This is a genomic window from Nocardia sp. JMUB6875, from assembly GCF_041154655.1.
Lineage (GTDB): Bacteria > Actinomycetota > Actinomycetes > Mycobacteriales > Mycobacteriaceae > Nocardia.
Map to the genome: position 1 here is coordinate 14,304 of NZ_BAAFGR010000062.1, position 15,977 is coordinate 30,280.

Annotated in this window: 18 protein-coding genes; 5 read left to right on the forward strand and 13 right to left on the reverse strand. The window is 67.9% G+C overall.

Annotated features, from left to right (window positions below; translation table 11 throughout):
- Positions 1–2 precede the first annotated feature (2 nt).
- Positions 3–845: a trypsin-like serine protease gene (locus ACAM49_RS17845; protein ID WP_369636648.1), complete on the reverse strand. Its 843-nt coding sequence runs from the start codon at positions 843–845 to the stop codon at positions 3–5.
- Here ACAM49_RS17845 and ACAM49_RS17850 point away from each other — a divergent pair.
- Positions 820–1,314 (forward strand): pyridoxamine 5'-phosphate oxidase family protein, encoded by a 495-nt coding sequence (locus ACAM49_RS17850; protein ID WP_369636649.1) that lies wholly within the window; start codon positions 820–822, stop codon positions 1,312–1,314. The two genes, ACAM49_RS17845 and ACAM49_RS17850, sit on opposite strands and share 26 nt — an antisense overlap.
- A 124-nt stretch (positions 1,315–1,438) precedes the next feature.
- The gene (locus ACAM49_RS17855) at positions 1,439–2,158 is read left to right on the forward strand and encodes a helix-turn-helix domain-containing protein (protein WP_369636650.1); all 720 of its coding nucleotides are present in this window, start codon (positions 1,439–1,441) and stop codon (positions 2,156–2,158) included.
- A 3-nt stretch (positions 2,159–2,161) separates the two neighbouring features.
- Here the strand turns inward: ACAM49_RS17855 and ACAM49_RS17860 are convergent, their stop codons facing one another.
- From ACAM49_RS17860 to ACAM49_RS17870, 3 genes are read right to left on the reverse strand one after another with little or no spacing between them, the layout of a single operon-like run.
- Positions 2,162–2,554: a VOC family protein gene (locus ACAM49_RS17860; protein WP_369636651.1), complete on the reverse strand. Its 393-nt coding sequence runs from the start codon at positions 2,552–2,554 to the stop codon at positions 2,162–2,164.
- A 55-nt stretch (positions 2,555–2,609) separates the two neighbouring features.
- Positions 2,610–3,419 (reverse strand): hypothetical protein, encoded by an 810-nt coding sequence (locus ACAM49_RS17865; RefSeq protein WP_369636652.1) that lies wholly within the window; start codon positions 3,417–3,419, stop codon positions 2,610–2,612.
- Between the two features lie 22 nt (positions 3,420–3,441).
- Complete coding sequence (locus ACAM49_RS17870; RefSeq protein ID WP_369636653.1) at positions 3,442–4,266, reverse strand: DUF3097 domain-containing protein; 825 nt, start codon at positions 4,264–4,266, stop codon at positions 3,442–3,444.
- 192 nt (positions 4,267–4,458) lie between these two features.
- On the opposite strand from ACAM49_RS17870, the gene ACAM49_RS17875 reads away from it, so the two are divergent.
- Both ACAM49_RS17875 and ACAM49_RS17880 read left to right on the forward strand, forming a co-directional pair.
- The gene (locus ACAM49_RS17875; protein WP_369636654.1) at positions 4,459–4,890 is read left to right on the forward strand and encodes an NfeD family protein; all 432 of its coding nucleotides are present in this window, start codon (positions 4,459–4,461) and stop codon (positions 4,888–4,890) included.
- On the forward strand, positions 4,890–6,149 hold the full coding sequence (locus ACAM49_RS17880; protein WP_369636655.1) for an SPFH domain-containing protein: 1,260 nt from the start codon (positions 4,890–4,892) through the stop codon (positions 6,147–6,149). The genes ACAM49_RS17875 and ACAM49_RS17880 overlap by 1 nt, the downstream gene beginning before the upstream one ends.
- Before the next feature lie 77 nt (positions 6,150–6,226).
- Here ACAM49_RS17880 and ACAM49_RS17885 read toward each other — a convergent pair whose 3' ends face one another.
- The 6 genes from ACAM49_RS17885 to ACAM49_RS17910 all read right to left on the reverse strand — a co-directional run bounded on the left by ACAM49_RS17885 (position 6,227) and on the right by ACAM49_RS17910 (position 12,248).
- Positions 6,227–7,162, reverse strand: coding sequence for a TauD/TfdA dioxygenase family protein (locus ACAM49_RS17885; RefSeq protein WP_369636656.1), 936 nt, complete (start codon positions 7,160–7,162; stop codon positions 6,227–6,229).
- Between the two features lie 18 nt (positions 7,163–7,180).
- Positions 7,181–8,521: an LLM class flavin-dependent oxidoreductase gene (locus ACAM49_RS17890; protein ID WP_369636657.1), complete on the reverse strand. Its 1,341-nt coding sequence runs from the start codon at positions 8,519–8,521 to the stop codon at positions 7,181–7,183.
- Between the two features lie 26 nt (positions 8,522–8,547).
- Positions 8,548–9,435: an ABC transporter permease gene (locus tag ACAM49_RS17895; RefSeq protein WP_369636658.1), complete on the reverse strand. Its 888-nt coding sequence runs from the start codon at positions 9,433–9,435 to the stop codon at positions 8,548–8,550.
- Positions 9,428–10,264 (reverse strand): ABC transporter ATP-binding protein, encoded by an 837-nt coding sequence (locus tag ACAM49_RS17900; RefSeq protein WP_369636659.1) that lies wholly within the window; start codon positions 10,262–10,264, stop codon positions 9,428–9,430. The genes ACAM49_RS17895 and ACAM49_RS17900 overlap by 8 nt, the downstream gene beginning before the upstream one ends.
- The gene (locus ACAM49_RS17905; protein ID WP_369636660.1) at positions 10,261–11,340 is read right to left on the reverse strand and encodes an ABC transporter substrate-binding protein; all 1,080 of its coding nucleotides are present in this window, start codon (positions 11,338–11,340) and stop codon (positions 10,261–10,263) included. The genes ACAM49_RS17900 and ACAM49_RS17905 overlap by 4 nt, the downstream gene beginning before the upstream one ends.
- A 167-nt stretch (positions 11,341–11,507) precedes the next feature.
- Positions 11,508–12,248, reverse strand: coding sequence for an IclR family transcriptional regulator (locus ACAM49_RS17910; RefSeq protein WP_369636661.1), 741 nt, complete (start codon positions 12,246–12,248; stop codon positions 11,508–11,510).
- A gap of 434 nt (positions 12,249–12,682) precedes the next feature.
- Here ACAM49_RS17910 and ACAM49_RS17915 point away from each other — a divergent pair, with 434 nt between their 5' ends.
- Positions 12,683–13,021 carry a transglycosylase family protein gene (locus ACAM49_RS17915; protein ID WP_369636662.1) on the forward strand — a complete coding sequence of 113 codons (339 nt, stop codon included), beginning with the start codon at positions 12,683–12,685 and terminating at the stop codon, positions 13,019–13,021.
- Positions 13,022–13,101: 80 nt separating this feature from the next.
- Here the strand turns inward: ACAM49_RS17915 and ACAM49_RS17920 are convergent, their stop codons facing one another.
- The 3 genes from ACAM49_RS17920 to ACAM49_RS17930 are packed head-to-tail and all read right to left on the reverse strand — an operon-like array spanning position 13,102 to position 15,823.
- Positions 13,102–13,899 carry an ABC transporter ATP-binding protein gene (locus ACAM49_RS17920; protein ID WP_369636663.1) on the reverse strand — a complete coding sequence of 266 codons (798 nt, stop codon included), beginning with the start codon at positions 13,897–13,899 and terminating at the stop codon, positions 13,102–13,104.
- Positions 13,896–14,954 (reverse strand): glycine betaine ABC transporter substrate-binding protein, encoded by a 1,059-nt coding sequence (locus tag ACAM49_RS17925; protein ID WP_369636664.1) that lies wholly within the window; start codon positions 14,952–14,954, stop codon positions 13,896–13,898. Before ACAM49_RS17925 ends, ACAM49_RS17920 begins: the two co-directional genes overlap by 4 nt.
- Positions 14,951–15,823: an ABC transporter permease gene (locus ACAM49_RS17930; RefSeq protein ID WP_369636665.1), complete on the reverse strand. Its 873-nt coding sequence runs from the start codon at positions 15,821–15,823 to the stop codon at positions 14,951–14,953. Before ACAM49_RS17930 ends, ACAM49_RS17925 begins: the two co-directional genes overlap by 4 nt.
- Positions 15,824–15,977: the final 154 nt, after the last annotated feature.

Here is a 15,977-nt window from a genome sequence, read left to right on the forward strand (position 1 = left end):
GCTCAGAAGTCGGCGGGCAGGCGCGCGTAGACACCCGGGTATCCGGCCAGGGCCGCGCCGCGCGCCCACGAGGTGATGCCGACCAGCTTCCCGTCGACGAGTAGCGGCCCGCCGCTGTCGAATTCACCGGTATCGGCCTCGGTCGAACCGGCGCACACCATCTCGGCGGCATCGAACGCGCCCGGGTAGGCGGCCGTGCAGTCGGCATCCGAGACCATCGGCACGGTCGCGCGCCGCAGGACGGTATTGGACTCGTCGCCGTCGGAGGTGCCGCCCCAGCCGAGCACGGTGGCGGTGCCGCCCGACGGGGACGCGATCGGCACGATCGGTCGATTCTGCGGGTGCGCGAGGGTCAGGACGGCGATGTCGTGGTGATAGACGTCGACCCCGTCGACGGTGTCGGTGCGGAAACCCGGATGCAGGCGAACCGCCGTGACGGCCACGGTCGTTCCCTCGCGCGAATTCAGATCGCTGCGATCGAAGGTGACGGTCAGGGTCTGCGGCAGCAGTCGCGCGAGCTCCACGCAGTGCGCGGCCGTGAGCACCCGGTCGGGCGCGATCAGCTCGCCACCGCAGAACTGGCCGGAAGCCCGGGTGAGAAACAGCGGGGTGCCGACCGCGGCGAGCCACGGATAGTCACCGGTCGTGGTTTCGGCGCCGCCGATCACGGCATTCGCGGGGACAGCGGGAACGGCACAACCGAGGAGCGCCGCGGCGAGCACCGCGACGCGACGGGAGAACGACATCGGGCCATTCAAACAGAGATCGACGATCCATGAGGGGTCGATGTTGTCGTACCCCGCGAGTACGGTCGCGACCATGACGTCATGGAACGAGTTCGTCACGGCAGCACCCCGTATCTCGACCATCTTCACCCGTCGTCACGCCGCCACCGGCAACCTCTGCATGCTCGCGACCCTGCGCAAGGACGGCTTCCCGCGCATCAGTCCGCTCGAGCCGCGCATGTTCGAGGAGCATCTGATTCTGGCCGGGATGCCCAACACCACGAAGTTCGCCGATCTAGCGCGTGATCCGCGCTTCTGCTTGCACACGGCCACGGTTGACACGCAGGTCAGCGACGGCGACGTCAAACTGTTCGGCACCGTGCACGATCTGCAGGATCAGGCGCTGCACCAGCGCTTCGCCGAGGCCCTGTTCGAGGAATCCGGCTTCGACCTGCGCGGCCGCAAGTTCGAGCCCTTCTACGTCGCCGACATCACCGGCGCATCCTCGGTCGAGATCGTGGACGGTCGACTGGAGGTGACGATCTGGAAGCCCGGCCAGGCCGAACGCGTGGTCGAAGTCAAGGATTGAGCCGAGCCCGCGACGGCATAACGTGCAATCTTGCATCGAGTGCAAACGCGCAAACGATGCATGTTCGCATGGAATGCCGAACAACGGTGCTTTTCAGCGCTTTTCACGGTGATCGGAGGGTGCATTGACGAATATCCACCCGCCCCAAGGCTATCGGGAGCGACCCTCGTCCGTCGCCGGCGCAACGCTGTGGACGCGCGGCGGCGTCTCCGACACCGATCTGCCGGTCCTGCCCGACGGCAGCATGGACCTGCTCTGGATGAACGGCCGCCTCTCGGTCGCGGGCCCCGACACCCGCGCCTACCGCCCGCCCTCAGGGTTCACCGGCCCGATCACCGGAATCCGCTTCTATCCGGGAACCGCTCCCGGTCTCCTCGGTGTCCCGGCCTGCGAACTACGCGACGCCAGGGTCGATTTGACGGACCTGTGGTCCGCAGCCGACGTGCGTCGCGCGTCGGACCTTATAGAGCGGGCCGCCAATCCCGCGGCCGGTCTCGAACAGATCGCCGCGTGGCGCGCGAGCGAAACCGATCCGGCCGACCCGCTACTCCGCTACATCGTGACGTCACTCCAATCCGGACTGTCGGTGTCGGCGACCGCGGGCGAAGTGGGAGCCGGTCCACGTCGACTGCATCGAATGTCACTGACCGCCTTCGGCTACGGCCCGAAAACCTTGGCCCGCGTACTGCGAATGCAGCGCGCGCTGGCCGCGGCCCGAAAAGGCATGGGGCTAGCGGATGTCGCGGCGGCCTGCGGCTACGCGGATCAGGCGCATCTGACGCGCGAAATCCGGCAGCTGGCGGGAATGCCGCCGAGTCGTCTGCTCGGGACGCCCGGCGGCTGACCGTCAGGCCGACGCCGCGTACAGGTCGACGCTGTTGCCGTCCGGGTCCAGCACCGTGGCGTAGCGCTGTCCCCAGAACGCGTCGAACGGCTTCAGTTCGCCGCGGTATCCGGCGGCCAGGAGTTCCTCGAATTTCTCGTCCACGCCTGCGGGGGAACCGCATTCGCAGGCGAGGCCGAGTCGGCCGGGAGCCTGCGGGGCTGCCCATTCGGGGCGGAAGGAGCGGATTGTCTCCTCGGTGTCGAGCATGAGTTTGATGCCGCCGCCGAGTTCCGCGTCCGCATGCGGCGCGCCCTCGGCTCCCTCCGCGAACTCCACGCCGAGCCGCCGGTAGAAGGCCACCGACGCGGCCATATCGGAAACCACGATCTCGATTGCGTTCAGTCGAATACCCATGAACCGAACCCTAGGTGCGCCCCGAGTCCGAAGTCTTGAACAAAACGGACACCGCTCAGCGAGCGTGCACGGCCGCCAATCGCGCCGCGCGAATCGCGTTCCACAGCGGCCTCAGCAAGGCTTCCTGTGCGGCGACGGCCGTGGCCGAGGTCGGTGCGGACGCCGGTTCGCGTTCGGCGACTGTGAGAATCGCCGCGACCTGATCGGCGGTGTCGAGAATGCGGCGGGCCCGTAGCGGCATGGAGTCGGGATACTGATGTCTCGTATGTCCGGCGAGTTCGGCCTCGACGAGTTCGCGCGGCCCCACGCCCCCGGACCCGAGCCGGGTGGTCTGCAGCTGCTGCAAGGCGTCGGCGGCGTCGCGCACGGCCTCCCGCATGCTGTATTCGGCCTCGCCCAAGGGCATTTCGGGCGCCAGCGTCAGGGGGATCGGGGTGGAGTACACCCGCCACTGCAGCGCGTCCTCATCGGTCCACACCGGAACCAGCCCGGTCCCGTTCGTGCCGGGTGCCCCGATCAGCAGCCCTTCGCCGGCTTCCGTTGCCGCGGCGGCGAATTCGGTCCCGACCGGCATCCCGCGCACATCCCCCGGAATCGGCAGCACCAGCCGCACTTGCGCCTCGGCCCCGTTCATCGCTTCCCGGATGAGCTTGAGCAGCACCATGATTCCGGCCCCCGCGACCGCCTCGGGCTCATCATCCGACGCCCACGGCAACCCCGTATGCCCACCCGTCACCGGATCCCCCGCGGCCACCGTCTGCCGGGGAGCCCAGGCGCGCAACGCGTCCAACACGTCGTCAGGGGCGCTCTGCCCGGCCAGCCAGGACCCGGCCCAGACCGTGAGAGATGCACTCGGGGAGCTCATGCATTCGAGGATAACTGGCGGGCTACTCCTGCTCGGTGACGAAGTCGATCAGTCGTTCGACGGCGCCGATCAGGGGTGTTTCCAGATCGCGGTAGGAGTTGACGGAGTTGTAGACGCGGCGCCAGCCGTCCTGCGGGGTGCCCCAGCGTAGGCGCTGGCAGATGCCGGTTTTCCAGTCCTCGCCGCGCGGGACGTCGGGCCATGCGGGGATGCCGACGGCCTTGGGACGGACGGCCTGCCAGACGTCGATGTAGGGGTGGCCGGTGACCAGCACGTTGGGGCCGAGGCCCTGGGTGAGGCCGGTTTCCTTGGATCCGGTGACCAGGTGGTCGACCAGGACGCCGACGCGGCGGGTCGGGCCGGGTTGGAATTCCGCGAGTTTGGCGCCGAGGTGGTCGAGGCCCTCGAGTTGTTCGACCACCACGCCCTCGACCCGGAGGTCGTGGCCCCACACCCGCTCGACCAAGGCGGCGTCGTGCACACCCTCCACCCAGATGCGGCTGGCGCGCGCGACGCGTGCCTTCAATCCTTCGACTCGCGTGGAACCGGAAGCGGATCGGGTCGGCTGCGCTGGGGTGGAGGCGGTCGGCTTCACCAGTGTCACCGGCTGGCCGTCGATCAGAAACGCCGCTTCCCGCAACGCGAACAGGCGAACCCGCCCGCGCCCGTCCTCGAGTTTGACGAACTCGCCGTCGTAGCTGCGGTCGAATCCGACTACGGCGCCGCAGAATCCGGTGGCCGCGTCCTCGGCGACGAGGTCGCGTTCGGCGACCACGCGGGGCACCTCCCGCTTCTGCTTGCGCGCGTGCCCGGAGAAGATGTCGCCGTACCGTTGGTGCCCACTCACCGCGTCGAGGTTACCGGCGGCCGACGGCAAACCCCCTCCCGCCGCGCCCATTCCGGCTGTGTCGGCCACCTCGTTCCGAGGATGTCGGTCACCTCGTGCCGGGCGCATCGAGTGTCAGATATGCCCGGTTGTCGGCGGCAGAGTGATCACGAATAACGGCCCCCGCCCGCGACAACGGCTAGTGTTGGTGGCGTGGCCGCAATAGTTTGGCTGGTCGCGGGGATCCTGCTCGCGGCGGCCGAGATGATCACCGGCAGTCTGGTGCTGATCATGCTGGGTGTCGCCGCGATCGTCACCGCGGGCGTGAGCGCGCTGACCGGTTCCCCGGTGATCGTCGATGCCGTGGTCTTCGGCGCCACCTCCGTCGCGCTGCTGGCGCTGGTGCGCCCATTCCTGTTGCGGCGCTACGCGACTCCGCCCCCGCATCAGACCGGGGTCGACGCGCTGCCCGGCAAGACCGCCAAGGTGCTCGAAACGGTCGACGAGCACGGTGGTCGGGTGAAGCTGGGTGGTGAGGTGTGGAGTGCGCGTCCCTATGACGCGTCGGAGACCTACCCCGTCGGTTCGACCGTGTACATCATGAGGATCGATGGCGCCCACGCCGTCGTCATGAAAGGGCCGTAATGGCTGTAATCATCGTCGCCGTCGTACTCGTCCTGCTGGCCGTGGTGGTGACCTTCAAGTCGGTGGCCCTGGTGCCGCAGGCGGAGGCCGCCGTCATCGAGCGATTAGGCCGGTACTCCCGCACCGTGTCGGGACAGTTGACCTTCCTGGTGCCGTTCGCCGATCGGGTGCGCGCCAAGGTGGATCTGCGCGAGCGGGTGGTGTCGTTCCCGCCGCAGCCGGTCATCACCCAGGACAACCTGACCGTGCAGATCGACTCGGTGGTCTACTTCCAGGTCACCAGTCCGCAGGCCGCGGTCTACGAGATCTCCAATTACATTGCCGCCGTTGAACAGTTGACGATCACCACGCTGCGCAACGTGGTCGGCGGCATGACCCTCGAGGAGACCCTGACCTCCCGTGACCAGATCAACAGCCAGCTGCGCGGCGTCCTCGACGAGGCCACCGGCCGCTGGGGCCTGCGCGTCTCGCGGGTCGAGCTGAAGGCCATCGATCCGCCCCCGTCGATCCAGGAGTCGATGGAGAAGCAGATGAAGGCGGATCGTGAGAAGCGCGCCATGATCCTCACCGCCGAGGGCCAGCGCGAGGCCTCCATCAAGACCGCCGAGGGCCAGAAGCAGGCGCAGATCCTCTCCGCGGAAGGCTTGAAGCAGTCCGCGATCCTCTCCGCCGAGGGTGAGCGCCAGTCCAGGATCCTGCGCGCCCAGGGTGAGCGCGCCGCCGCCTATCTCCAGGCACAGGGCCAGGCCAAGGCGATCGAAAAGGTCTTCGCCGCCATCAAGAACGGCAAGCCCACCCCCGAACTCCTGGCCTACCAGTACATGCAGACCCTGCCGCAGGTCGCCAAGGGCGACGCCAACAAGGTGTGGCTGGTCCCCAGTGATTTCGGCAAGGCCCTGGAAGGCTTCGCCCGCGGTTTCGCCACCAAGGGCGAGGACGGCGTCTTCCGCTACGAGCCGTCCGAGGACGGCGCGGCCCCCGAACGCCCCGAGGACGATGCCGACGAGGTCGCCGACTGGTTCGACACCGCCACCGACCCGAACACCCAGCGCGCGGTCCGCGCCGCCGAGGCCGACGCCCGCAACCCGGTCGAACCCGTGGGCATCCCGCCCACGACCGCCGGGCGGCAGCCGTATCTCGAGCAGCGCCCGAATCCGCCGCAGCAGCAACAACAACCGCCCGCCCAGCCGCAGTATCGGCAGGAACCGCCCGACCAGCGCTGGCAGAACCCGCCGCCCCCGCGGCCGCTCGGACAATAAGCGCGCACTTCGCGAATCATGAACGGCGTGAGGCCCTCTCGACACTGTCGAGAGGGCCTCACCCGTGCGGCTCGCGCTCAGTTGGCGCTACCGCCGAAGTGGTCACCGGCGATGGAGCGGGACGGCTCACCATCGACACCGACGGGGATGTCACCTTCCAGGGTGGTCCGGTACAGGACGCGCGTGACGTCGAGATGGTTCAGATCACTCGGCGCCAGGTGCGCGGTGGCGCGGTTGTCCCAGAACGCGACACTGCCCTTCTCCCAACGGAATCGGACGGTGTAGGCCGGATCGGACAGCTCGGCGTAGAGCAGCTCCAGCAGCGCGTCGCTCTGGCGGGGGCTCAGGCCGACGATGCGGGTGGTGAAGCCCGGATTGACGAACAGCACGCGTTCCCCGGTGACCGGATGGACCCGGACCACCGGATGCTCGGTGATCAGCGGCGCGGCCGCGACCCGCTTGGCGTAGTCGCTGGTGGGATCCCAGAAGGGGTTCTTGCCGCCGAACCGGTGCTCGGCGCGCAGACCGTCGAGGAACGACTTCAGCGAATCCGGCAGCCCCGCATAGGCGGCGGCCAGGTTGGTCCACTGCGTATCGCCGCCGCGGTCCGGGGCGATCTCGGCGCGCAGCAGCGAGGCGGCGGGCGGGTTGATCAGCGGCGAGACATCGGTGTGCCAATGATTGGTGTAGCTGAACTTCCGCTTGCCGAAACGCTTTTCGTAGAGGCGGCTGTCGACGGCGAGGATCTCGGGATGCTCGGTGGGCGCGTCATCGTCGTAGGGATGCGAGGGCGTCACCGCGCCGAAGCGGCGGGAGAAGGCGATCTGTTCGGTGTGGCCGATCCGCTGGTCGCGGAAGAACAGCACCTTGTATTCGTGCAGGGCCGCGGTGAGGACCGCGATCTGCTCGTCGGTGAAGTCGTCGCGCAGGTCGATATCGCTGATCTCCGCGCCGATGTGCCCGGCGACGGGTGCGATGCGGAACGTGCTGACCTGGTGCTCGGTGGTGGTCATGGGAATCCCTTTCTCGGGTCAGGCACTTACCTGGGTGCGGACGGGGGTGAACTGGCTTTCGATGGGCGCGAGTCCGTAGTGGCCGCGCAGGGTGGTGGCGGTGTAATCGGTGCGGAACAGGCCGCGCTGCTGCAGGATCGGGACCACTCGGTCGACGAAGTCCTCGAGCCCGCCGGGCAGATAGGGCGGCATGATGTTGAAGCCGTCGGCGGCGCCCTGCTCGAACCAGGTCTGCAGGTCATCGGCGATCTGCTCGGGAGTGCCCGCGAGCGTGCGGTGGCCGCGGCCGCCGCCCAGCTTGCCGATGAGCTGGCGCACGGTCAGCTCCTCCTTCTCGGCCAGCTCCTTGACGAGGGTGAATCGGCTCTTGCCGCCCTCGATCTCGCTCTCGGCCGGCAGCGGCGGCAGCGGCGCGTCCAGGGCGTGCTCGGTGAGATCCACACCGAGCAGCGAAGACAGTTGCCGCAGTGCGTAATCGGGGGAGATGAGGTCGGTGAATTCCTGCTCGAGGGCGCGGGCTTCTTCCTCGGTGTCGGCGATGAAGGGCACCAGACCGGGCAGCACCTTGAGCTCGTCGGCGGAGCGGCCGTACTTCGGCAGCCGCGACTTGAGATCCCGGTAGAACTGCTGCCCCTCCTCGAGCGTGCGCTGGGCGGTGAACACCGCTTCGGCGTACCGGGCCGCGAATTCCTTACCGCTCTCCGAGGATCCGGCCTGCACCAGCAGCGGCCGGCCCTGCGGACCACGCGGCGAGTTCAGCGGCCCGCGCACCCGGAATCGCTCGCCGCGGTAGTCGAGGGTGTGCACCTTGTCCGGGTCGGCGAATACGCCGGTCTCCGGATCGAGCACGATGGCGTCGGATTCCCAGCTGTCCCACAGCTTCACGGCCAGATCGACGAATTCCTCGGCTCGCTCATAGCGGCGCGCGTGCTCGGGAATGGCGTCGAAGCCGAAGTTGAACGCCTCGTCCTCGCTGCCGGAGGTGACGATGTTCCAGCCCGCCCGGCCGCCGCTGATGTGGTCCAGGGACGCGAATTTGCGTGCCAGATTGAAGGGTTCGTTGTAGCTGGTGGAGGCGGTCGCGATCAGCCCGACATGCTCGGTGACCGCGGCGATGGCCGCCAGCAGCGTCACCGGCTCGAACACCGCCAGCGCGTTGCGCTTGATCCGCGGCCCCACCGCGAGCCCATCGGCGAAGAACACCGAGTCCAGCTTGCCGCGTTCGGCGATCTGCCCGAGCTCCTGGAAGTGCGCGACATCGAGCACCCGGCGTTCCTGGGTGCGCGGGTGCCGCCAGGCCGCCTCGTGATGGCCCACGCCCATGAGGAAGGCGTTGAGATGGAAGGTCTTGCGGGACATGAAGAAGTTTCTCCTTGGGAATGAGGTCAGTGGGCGCGCCAGCGGGACAGCCGCCGCTCGATGGTCACGAGCACGCCGTTGTAGACGAGCCCGACCAGCGCGATGGCGACGATCCCGGCGTACATGTCCGGAATCTGGAAGTTCTGCTGGGCGGCGGTGATCAGATAGCCGAGCCCCGCCCGCGCCCCGAACATCTCGGCGGCGATGAGCACCAGGAGCGAACTCGCCGCCGCCATCCGCACGCCGGTGAAGATCGAGGGCACCGCGGCGGGCAGGATTACCTTCTGGAACAGTCGCAGCGACGAGAAGCCCAGTGATGCGGCCGATTTGATGAGCAGGGGATCGACCGTCCGGACCCCGGTGATCGTATTGAGCAGGATCGGGAAGAAGGCCGTATAGACCACCAGCGCGATCTTGGAGGTCTCGCCGATCCCCAGCACCAGGATGAACACCGGCAGCAGCGCCAGCGCCGCGGTATTGCGGAACAGCTCGAGCACCGGGCTCAGGAAGTCCGCGATCGGCCGATACCAGGCGATGGCCACGCCGACCGGTATGGCGATGCTGAGCGCGATGCCGAAGCCGATCAGCGAGCGCGTGATGCTGGTCGACGCGTGCTCCCACAGCTGGCCGTTGCGGATGAGCTCGATTTCGGCCTGCACCACGGTCGAGAACGGCGGCAGGAATATCTCATCGACCAGCCCGAGCCGCGGCGCCGCCTCCCAGACCGCGAGGAAAATCCCGATCACGATGGTGGGCTTGCCGATTCGCCAGCCGAGGTGGGCGAGCGCCGCGAGGGCGTCCGCCGGGCGCGTTCCCGCCCGCCTGCCCGTCGTTTCGGTGCGGGGCCGCTCGGTCACGGCCGTCTCGCCGCGCAGATCGAGGGACACTTCGACGAGTTGTATTGCGCTAGACATGGGATGTGCTCCTGTCACCGGTGAGCGCGGCTTGTTCGAGGTCCTGTGCCCTTGCCACCTCGTCGTGCAGCAGCGACCAGACGTGGTGGCGCAGTTCGCGGAATCGTTCGCTGGACCGGATATCCGGATCGCCGACGCGGTCGAGGTCGATGTCGACGACCGCCTTGACCCGGCCCGGCCGGGAGGTCAGCACCGCCACCCGCTGACCCAGGTAGACCGCCTCGTCGATGCTGTGGGTGATGAACAGCACCGTCTTGCCGGTGGCCCGCCAGATGCGCAACAGCTCGTCCTGCAACGACTCCCGCGTCTGCGCATCGAGCGCCGCGAACGGCTCGTCCATCAGCAGTACCTGTGGATCGAAGGCGAGACTGCGGGCGATGGCCACCCGCTGCTTCATGCCGCCGGACAATTCGTGCGGATAGCGGTCCCCGAATCCGGCCAGCCCGACCAGCTCCAGGTAGTGCTCGGCGATGCCGCGGCGTTCCCGGCGGCGAATGCCCTTGGCCTCCAACCCGAATTCGATATTGGTGCGGGCCGTGCGCCACGGCAGCAGCGCGTACTGCTGGAACACGATCCCGCGATCCAGGCCCGGACCGGTGATCGGCGCGCCGTCCAGCAGGATCTGACCGGCGGTGGGCTGGTCGAGCCCGCCCAGCAGATCCAGCAGGGTGGACTTGCCCGACCCGCTGGGACCGACGAGGACCAGGAATTCGCCGTCGCGCACCTCGACGCTGATATCGGCGATGGCGGTGAAGTTCTCCTTCTCCCCGCGCACCGGGAATTCCTTGCGCACTCCCGCCAGGGCGAGTTTGACCGCGGTGGAGCTCATTTCGCCACCACCTCGCCGCTGGGGCCGCCGGTGGGCGCGTACTTGCCGTTGGCGTAGGGGTTGTCCTTGTTGGTGTAGAGGTCCTTGGCGGCGAGCTTGCCCGCCGGCAGCTCCCCGTTGCGCACCAGCCAATCGATCCAGATCTGCAGTTCCCGCTCGGCGATCACGCCGCCCGCGACCGGAATTCCCGAGCTCTTGTAGTACTGCAGCAGGTTGGTGTTCTCGTTGCGCCCGCGCTTGCGGATGATGTCGGCGAACCGGGCCACCGCCTCATCGCGCGGCGTCACCTGCAGCCAGCGGGTGGCGCGCGCGGTGCCCTGTACGAAGTCGGCCACCGCGTCGCCGTGCGACTTGATGTAGTCGTTGCGGAAAACGTAAGTGCCGTAATCGAACTGGCCGAACAGATCCTTGTCGGTGTAGAGCGGGTGCAGTCCACCCCGCCCGATCGCGGTATCCCGGAAGACGCCGCCGAGCGCGGCCACATCGATCTGCCCGTTGCGCAGCGCGTCCTCGGTATTGGCGGGCGGCAGCACCACGAGCTGTACCTGCTTGATCTCGGCGTCGCTCAGGCCTTGATCGTGCAGCCACTGCCGGGTGATGAATTCATGGTGTGCGCCGAGTGTGTTGACGCCGACCTTCTTGCCGATGAGGTCGCGGGCCGATTTGAGGCCCGAGTCGTCGCGTACGAAGTAGCCGGTGAAGTTCAGCTCGTCGGCCCCGTAGGAGCTGAGCACCGAGGTGACCGGCGCGCCGCCGGCGATGAGTTTGATGACCGCGCCGTTGAAGGCGCTGCCGAATTCGATCTGCTTGGTGGCCGCGGCCTGGATATTGGCCGGGCCGCTGGTGGTGTCGCCTTCCCAGTGCAGGTCGATCTTGTTGAAGTAGCCGAGGTCGGCGGCGAGTTCGAAGGCGGTGACCTGGCCGTTGGAGCCCTGGTAGCGGACGACGGTCTTACCGTCGGCGGTGGTGCCCGCGTCGGTCTTGGCGCAACCGGTCAGCAGGACCACCGCGGTGGAGACGGCGAAGGCGGCCGCGAGGGCGCGGCGCAGCCGCGGACGGCGGAGAGGGGATGCCATGGGGGATTCTTTCGGTGAATGTGTCTGTCGCACGGGCTGATTGGAGACTGGGGCGACAACAGAGCGTCATGGGAATCCCTTTCCGGACGGGCCTCGATCGATGGGGAAGTGCTCATATGCTGCGATCGCCGGATCGGCCCGGCAACCGCCATTTCACGATGTGGAAATCAGCGTGAGCGAAATTCGGCGACGGAAAGCGCTGGGCCGCCGGCGGTTTGGAGCATCGGCCCGATCCGGCCCGCCGCGATCCGCATGGCCGGGACGACGGCGCGGATCAGCTCACTGTTGAGCCGAGCCGAACGCGCCTGCACCGCCAGCGCGCCCTGCACCTGTTTGCCGGGCCCGACGATCGGCACCGCCAACGCGCGAATGGGGTCCTCGGTCTCGATCAGCTCCGAGGCGAAGCCGGTATGGCGGACGCGATCCAGGTCGAGGTCGGCGGCCGCGCGGGCCGGGGAGTAGGCCAGCAGCGCGTGCCCGGTCGCGCTGGTGTGCAGCGACTGCCGGGGGCGCGGGACCTGGTGGTGGCAGAAGTAGATGGGCGGGCGGGCCTGGAACACGGTCACGGCGTCGCTGTCGTCGGCCACGCTCACGCTCACCGTGATCCTGATGCCCGCGGCCAGCGCGTACAGATGCGGTGCGATGGCGTCCAGGCCCAGCCGGGACAGCGCGGGCCGCGCCAGCGTAGCCAGTCCGTGGCCGACCCGGTAGCGGTCGGTTCCCGGATCCTGCTCGAGCAGGCCGCCGCGGACCAGGGCCTGGGCGAGCCGGTGCGTGGTGCTGACGGGCAATCCGGCCAGCTGGGCGAGCTCGCTGAGCGAGAGTTCGGGATCGTCGCCCTGGAAGCAGTTGAGCACCTCTACCGCGCGGTCGACGGCGCGTGCTCCGGAACGGGGTTCTTCGGCCATGGAGGCACTATTCCTAGGCCTTTGACCTGCGGCAACGGTTGCGCGCACCGCGATCCCAGCCGGTCGGAGGGCGATTTTCGGTGGGGATCGTTTTGTATCGGGTTTGTATTACGCGATTGGAGTCACCATTTCTCCGTGACGTCCGTCACAAATTCGGCCGTAAATTCCAGAAATGTTATTCGGCGACACTCCGATGCGATCAGCGAAAACGGAACGAGTGTTGTCGAGACCGTTTTGTCAACCGTCCGTAATCGGTACGTGATTCGCCGTGATTGATCCGTTACCGTTGCTCTCGGCCCGGAATCATCCGGACCCCCGCTCGAATCGCCGAACACCGGAACCCGTCCCGCGATTCGAGAGCAACCGATAACCCTGGGGACGGGGAACCGCAGCCGAGAGCGCGGGACGGTGGGCGCAGGCGAGGGAAATACTTTATGCATCGCAACCGGAAGCTCACCACCCGCATGCTCGCCGCCACCGCGGCCGTCGGCGCGCTCGTGTCCGTCCCGTTCGCGCTGTCCACCGCGACCGCCTCCGCCGAGTCCGGGCACAACTGGGACGCCGTCGCCAACTGCGAGGCCAGCGGCAACTGGGCCGCCAACACCGGCAACGGCTTCTACGGCGGCCTGCAGTTCACCCAGAGCACCTGGAACGCCTACGGCGGCGAGGGCAATGCCGCCAACGCCAGCCGTGAGGAGCAGATCCGCGTCGCGGAGAACGTGCTCGCCGGCCAGGGCGCGGGCGCGTGGCCCGTGTGCGGCGCCTACCTGTAATCAGGTTTCGCGTTCGTCAGAACATGACGATGGCCCCTTGTCGCTAATAGCGGCAAGGGGCCATCGGTGTATTTCCAGGGTTATGCGTGGGCGTCGTAGATCGCTTTAGCCAATTCGGTTTTCAGTGCCTGGAATTCGGGTGCGGCCGTGACGGCGATGGCCCGCACCCCGGCATCGTCATCACCCGGTAATTCGATCCGTCGATCCACGATGATTCGCCCCGGGCGGGCGCTCATGACCAGAACCCGCGTGGACAGGAATACCGCTTCCTCCACCGAATGGGTCACGAACACAATGGTTTTGCCCGCTTCTCGCCACAGCCGCAGCAGCTCGACCTGGAGTCGTTCCCGGGTGAGCTGGTCCAGCGCGCCGAACGGCTCGTCCATGAGGATGATGCGCGGATCGTTGACCAGCACGCGCGCGATCTGCGCCCGCTGCTGCATGCCGCCGGAGAGTTCGTAGGGCCGCTTATCGCCGAAGTCGGCCAGTCCGACCAGCTCGAGCATGCGCTCGGCCGCCGCGCGCCGCGTCTTCCGGTCCACACCACGACATTTCGGACCGAACTCGATATTGCCGCGCACCGATAGCCACGGGTACAACGTGGGGGCCTGGAAGACCACGCCGCGCTCGGGGCTGGGTCCGTCGACGGGGTCCTGGCCGACCAGCAGGCCGCCGGTGCTGGGTTCGAGGAAGCCGCCGAGCAGTTGCAGCAGCGTCGTCTTACCGCAGCCCGACGGGCCGACGATGCTCACGAACTCGCCGGGTTCGATGACCAGATCGGTGGGGGAGAGCGCGATCGTGCTGCCGGTAGCGGTGTCGTAGGTCTTCGACACCTCCGTCAGAACAACCCGATCGCGCAGCTCCAGCGCCGCGGTCACCTCGCGCTCACCTTGTTGGCGGCGTCGGCGTACACCGCCGCCGCGTACGCCTCCGGGCTCGCGACTCCTTGAATCTCGCCCTGGCTCAACAGGAAATCGGCCGACGACTTCAGATCCGCGCCCAGCTGCTTGCCCAGGTAGGCCGGTCCGGCCTGGGTGGCGGCGTCGAGGTAGCCGTACTCGCCGAGCTGCTTGCGGATATCGGCCACCGGCACGCCCAGCTGCGCCGAGATCCGGGTGGCCGCGGCGTCGGGGGCGGTGTTGATCTGGGTGACGGCCCAGTTCTGCGCCGCCGTCCACACCTCCAGGAAACGCGGATTGGCCGAAACGAACTCGGCGCGTGCGCCTTCTAGGTCATAGGTCGGCTTGCCCGCCTTGGCGGTCTGCGCGGCGGTGGTCACCACGTGCCCGTTCTTCAGCAGCTCCGACAGCGTCGGCTCCCAGATGAACGCGGCGTCGATATCCCCGCCGCGCCAGGCCGCGGCGATGGCGTCGGGCTGCATATTGATCAACTGCACATCGCGCTCGATCCCGGCCGCGGTGAGCGCGGCGAGCAGACTGTAGTGCGAGGTGCTGGCGAACGGGACCGCGATTCGCTTGCCGCGCAGGCCCGCCACCGTGGTGATCGCCGGATCCTTCACCGCCAGCGATTCGGCCGCCCCGATCACATCGTGGACCCAGACCGCCTTCATCCCGATGTTCAGCGGTGCGGACAGCGCCCGCGCGGCCGCCGCGCTGCCGAGCAATCCGAGATCGAGGGAATTCGATCCGAACGCCTGGATCACCGTGGCACCCGACGCGAACTTGCTCCAGGTGATCTTGGCCTTGGGCAGGCAGGTCTCCAGCACGCCCGCGTCCTTGACCACCAGATCCCCGTTCGGGATCTCCTGGTACCCGAGTCGCACTGTCCCGGTGAAGCTTTCGTCCACCGCCACCGGGCACGCCACCTTGTCCCCGGTCGCCCGCGACTGATCGGTGCGCCCGGACGAGACGCATGCGGTCAGTGATCCGGTGAGCAGACCAGCCAATGCCACTGCCGCGAAAACGCGCTTCATGCCTTGCCCTTCCACGGCACGACCAGCGCGCCGATCCAGCTGATGACCGCGTCGAGAGCGAGCGCGGTGAGACCGATGACGATGATGCAGGCCATGGTCAGCGGCGTATTGAGCTGCTGACCGGCCAGGAAGGCGAGCCCGCCGATGCCGGGGATGCCATTGTTGAGTTCCGCCGCGACCACGGTGGTCCAGGCGAAGCCGACCGCGACCCGGATGCCGCCGATCACCTCGGGGAGGGTTGCGGGTAACAGGACACGGCTGATCACCTGCAGCCGATTCGCGCCCAGGGATCGGGCGGCGTTGATGCGGTCGGCCGAAACCTGTTGCACGCCGGCGATGGTGGCGACGACCACGGGCGGGAAGGCGGCCAGGAACAGCAGCCAGATCTTCGAGGTGTCGCCGATGCCGAACCACACGATGAGCAGGCCGATATAGCCCAGCGGCGGCAGGGTGCGCAGGAAGTTGAGATACGGCCCGATGATCGTGGCCAGGGCCTTGGACGTGCCGAGCACGAAACCCACGAGGGGGCCGAGGATTACGGCCGCGCCCGCGCCCACCGCGATCCGCTGCAGGCTGGCGAGCAGATGCTCCCAGAGGAAATAGTTCTGCTCGCCGGGCACCTCGCGCGGCACGCCGGGCGCGAGCGGGTGCCAGCTGTTGGCCCGCACGAACGCGTCCCACACCGCCCGGGGACCCGGGAGAAATTGCGGATCAACCAGTTTGGCGGCGGCCACCGCCCACCACACGGCGAGCAGCACGGCCAGCGACAGCACGCGCGCCGCGAGGCCGCGCAGCGGTCCGGTGGGCAGGGCGAACCGGGCCGGGTTCGCCGCATCGGTGGCCGGGCGGGCCGCACCGATACTGATCATGTGCCGATTCCGAGCACGCGATGGGGACTCACGCGAAGCGCCTCTCTCTCGAACAGGTGGACCGGGCGGCGTCGATTCGAGACCGAAACCGTCCGGCCAGATCCTGTCGCGGGCAGGCGCTCTCGAACAGCGCCACGATCAGCGTGATTCGAAG

Bases quoted from the DNA above. Each gene is read 5' to 3' on its own strand.
- ACAM49_RS17850 (WP_369636649.1), top strand. From the start codon at position 820: ATGACGTCATGGAACGAGTTCGTCACGGCAGCACCCCGTATCTCGACC.
- ACAM49_RS17860 (WP_369636651.1), bottom strand. From the start codon at position 2,554: ATGGGTATTCGACTGAACGCAATCGAGATCGTGGTTTCCGATATGGCC.
- ACAM49_RS17865 (WP_369636652.1), bottom strand. From the start codon at position 3,419: ATGAGCTCCCCGAGTGCATCTCTCACGGTCTGGGCCGGGTCCTGGCTG.
- ACAM49_RS17880 (WP_369636655.1), top strand. From the start codon at position 4,890: ATGGCTGTAATCATCGTCGCCGTCGTACTCGTCCTGCTGGCCGTGGTG.
- ACAM49_RS17885 (WP_369636656.1), bottom strand. From the start codon at position 7,162: ATGACCACCACCGAGCACCAGGTCAGCACGTTCCGCATCGCACCCGTC.
- ACAM49_RS17890 (WP_369636657.1), bottom strand. From the start codon at position 8,521: ATGTCCCGCAAGACCTTCCATCTCAACGCCTTCCTCATGGGCGTGGGC.
- ACAM49_RS17895 (WP_369636658.1), bottom strand. From the start codon at position 9,435: ATGTCTAGCGCAATACAACTCGTCGAAGTGTCCCTCGATCTGCGCGGC.
- ACAM49_RS17900 (WP_369636659.1), bottom strand. From the start codon at position 10,264: ATGAGCTCCACCGCGGTCAAACTCGCCCTGGCGGGAGTGCGCAAGGAA.
- ACAM49_RS17905 (WP_369636660.1), bottom strand. From the start codon at position 11,340: ATGGCATCCCCTCTCCGCCGTCCGCGGCTGCGCCGCGCCCTCGCGGCC.
- ACAM49_RS17910 (WP_369636661.1), bottom strand. From the start codon at position 12,248: ATGGCCGAAGAACCCCGTTCCGGAGCACGCGCCGTCGACCGCGCGGTA.
- ACAM49_RS17915 (WP_369636662.1), top strand. From the start codon at position 12,683: ATGCATCGCAACCGGAAGCTCACCACCCGCATGCTCGCCGCCACCGCG.
- ACAM49_RS17925 (WP_369636664.1), bottom strand. From the start codon at position 14,954: ATGAAGCGCGTTTTCGCGGCAGTGGCATTGGCTGGTCTGCTCACCGGA.
- ACAM49_RS17930 (WP_369636665.1), bottom strand. From the start codon at position 15,823: ATGATCAGTATCGGTGCGGCCCGCCCGGCCACCGATGCGGCGAACCCG.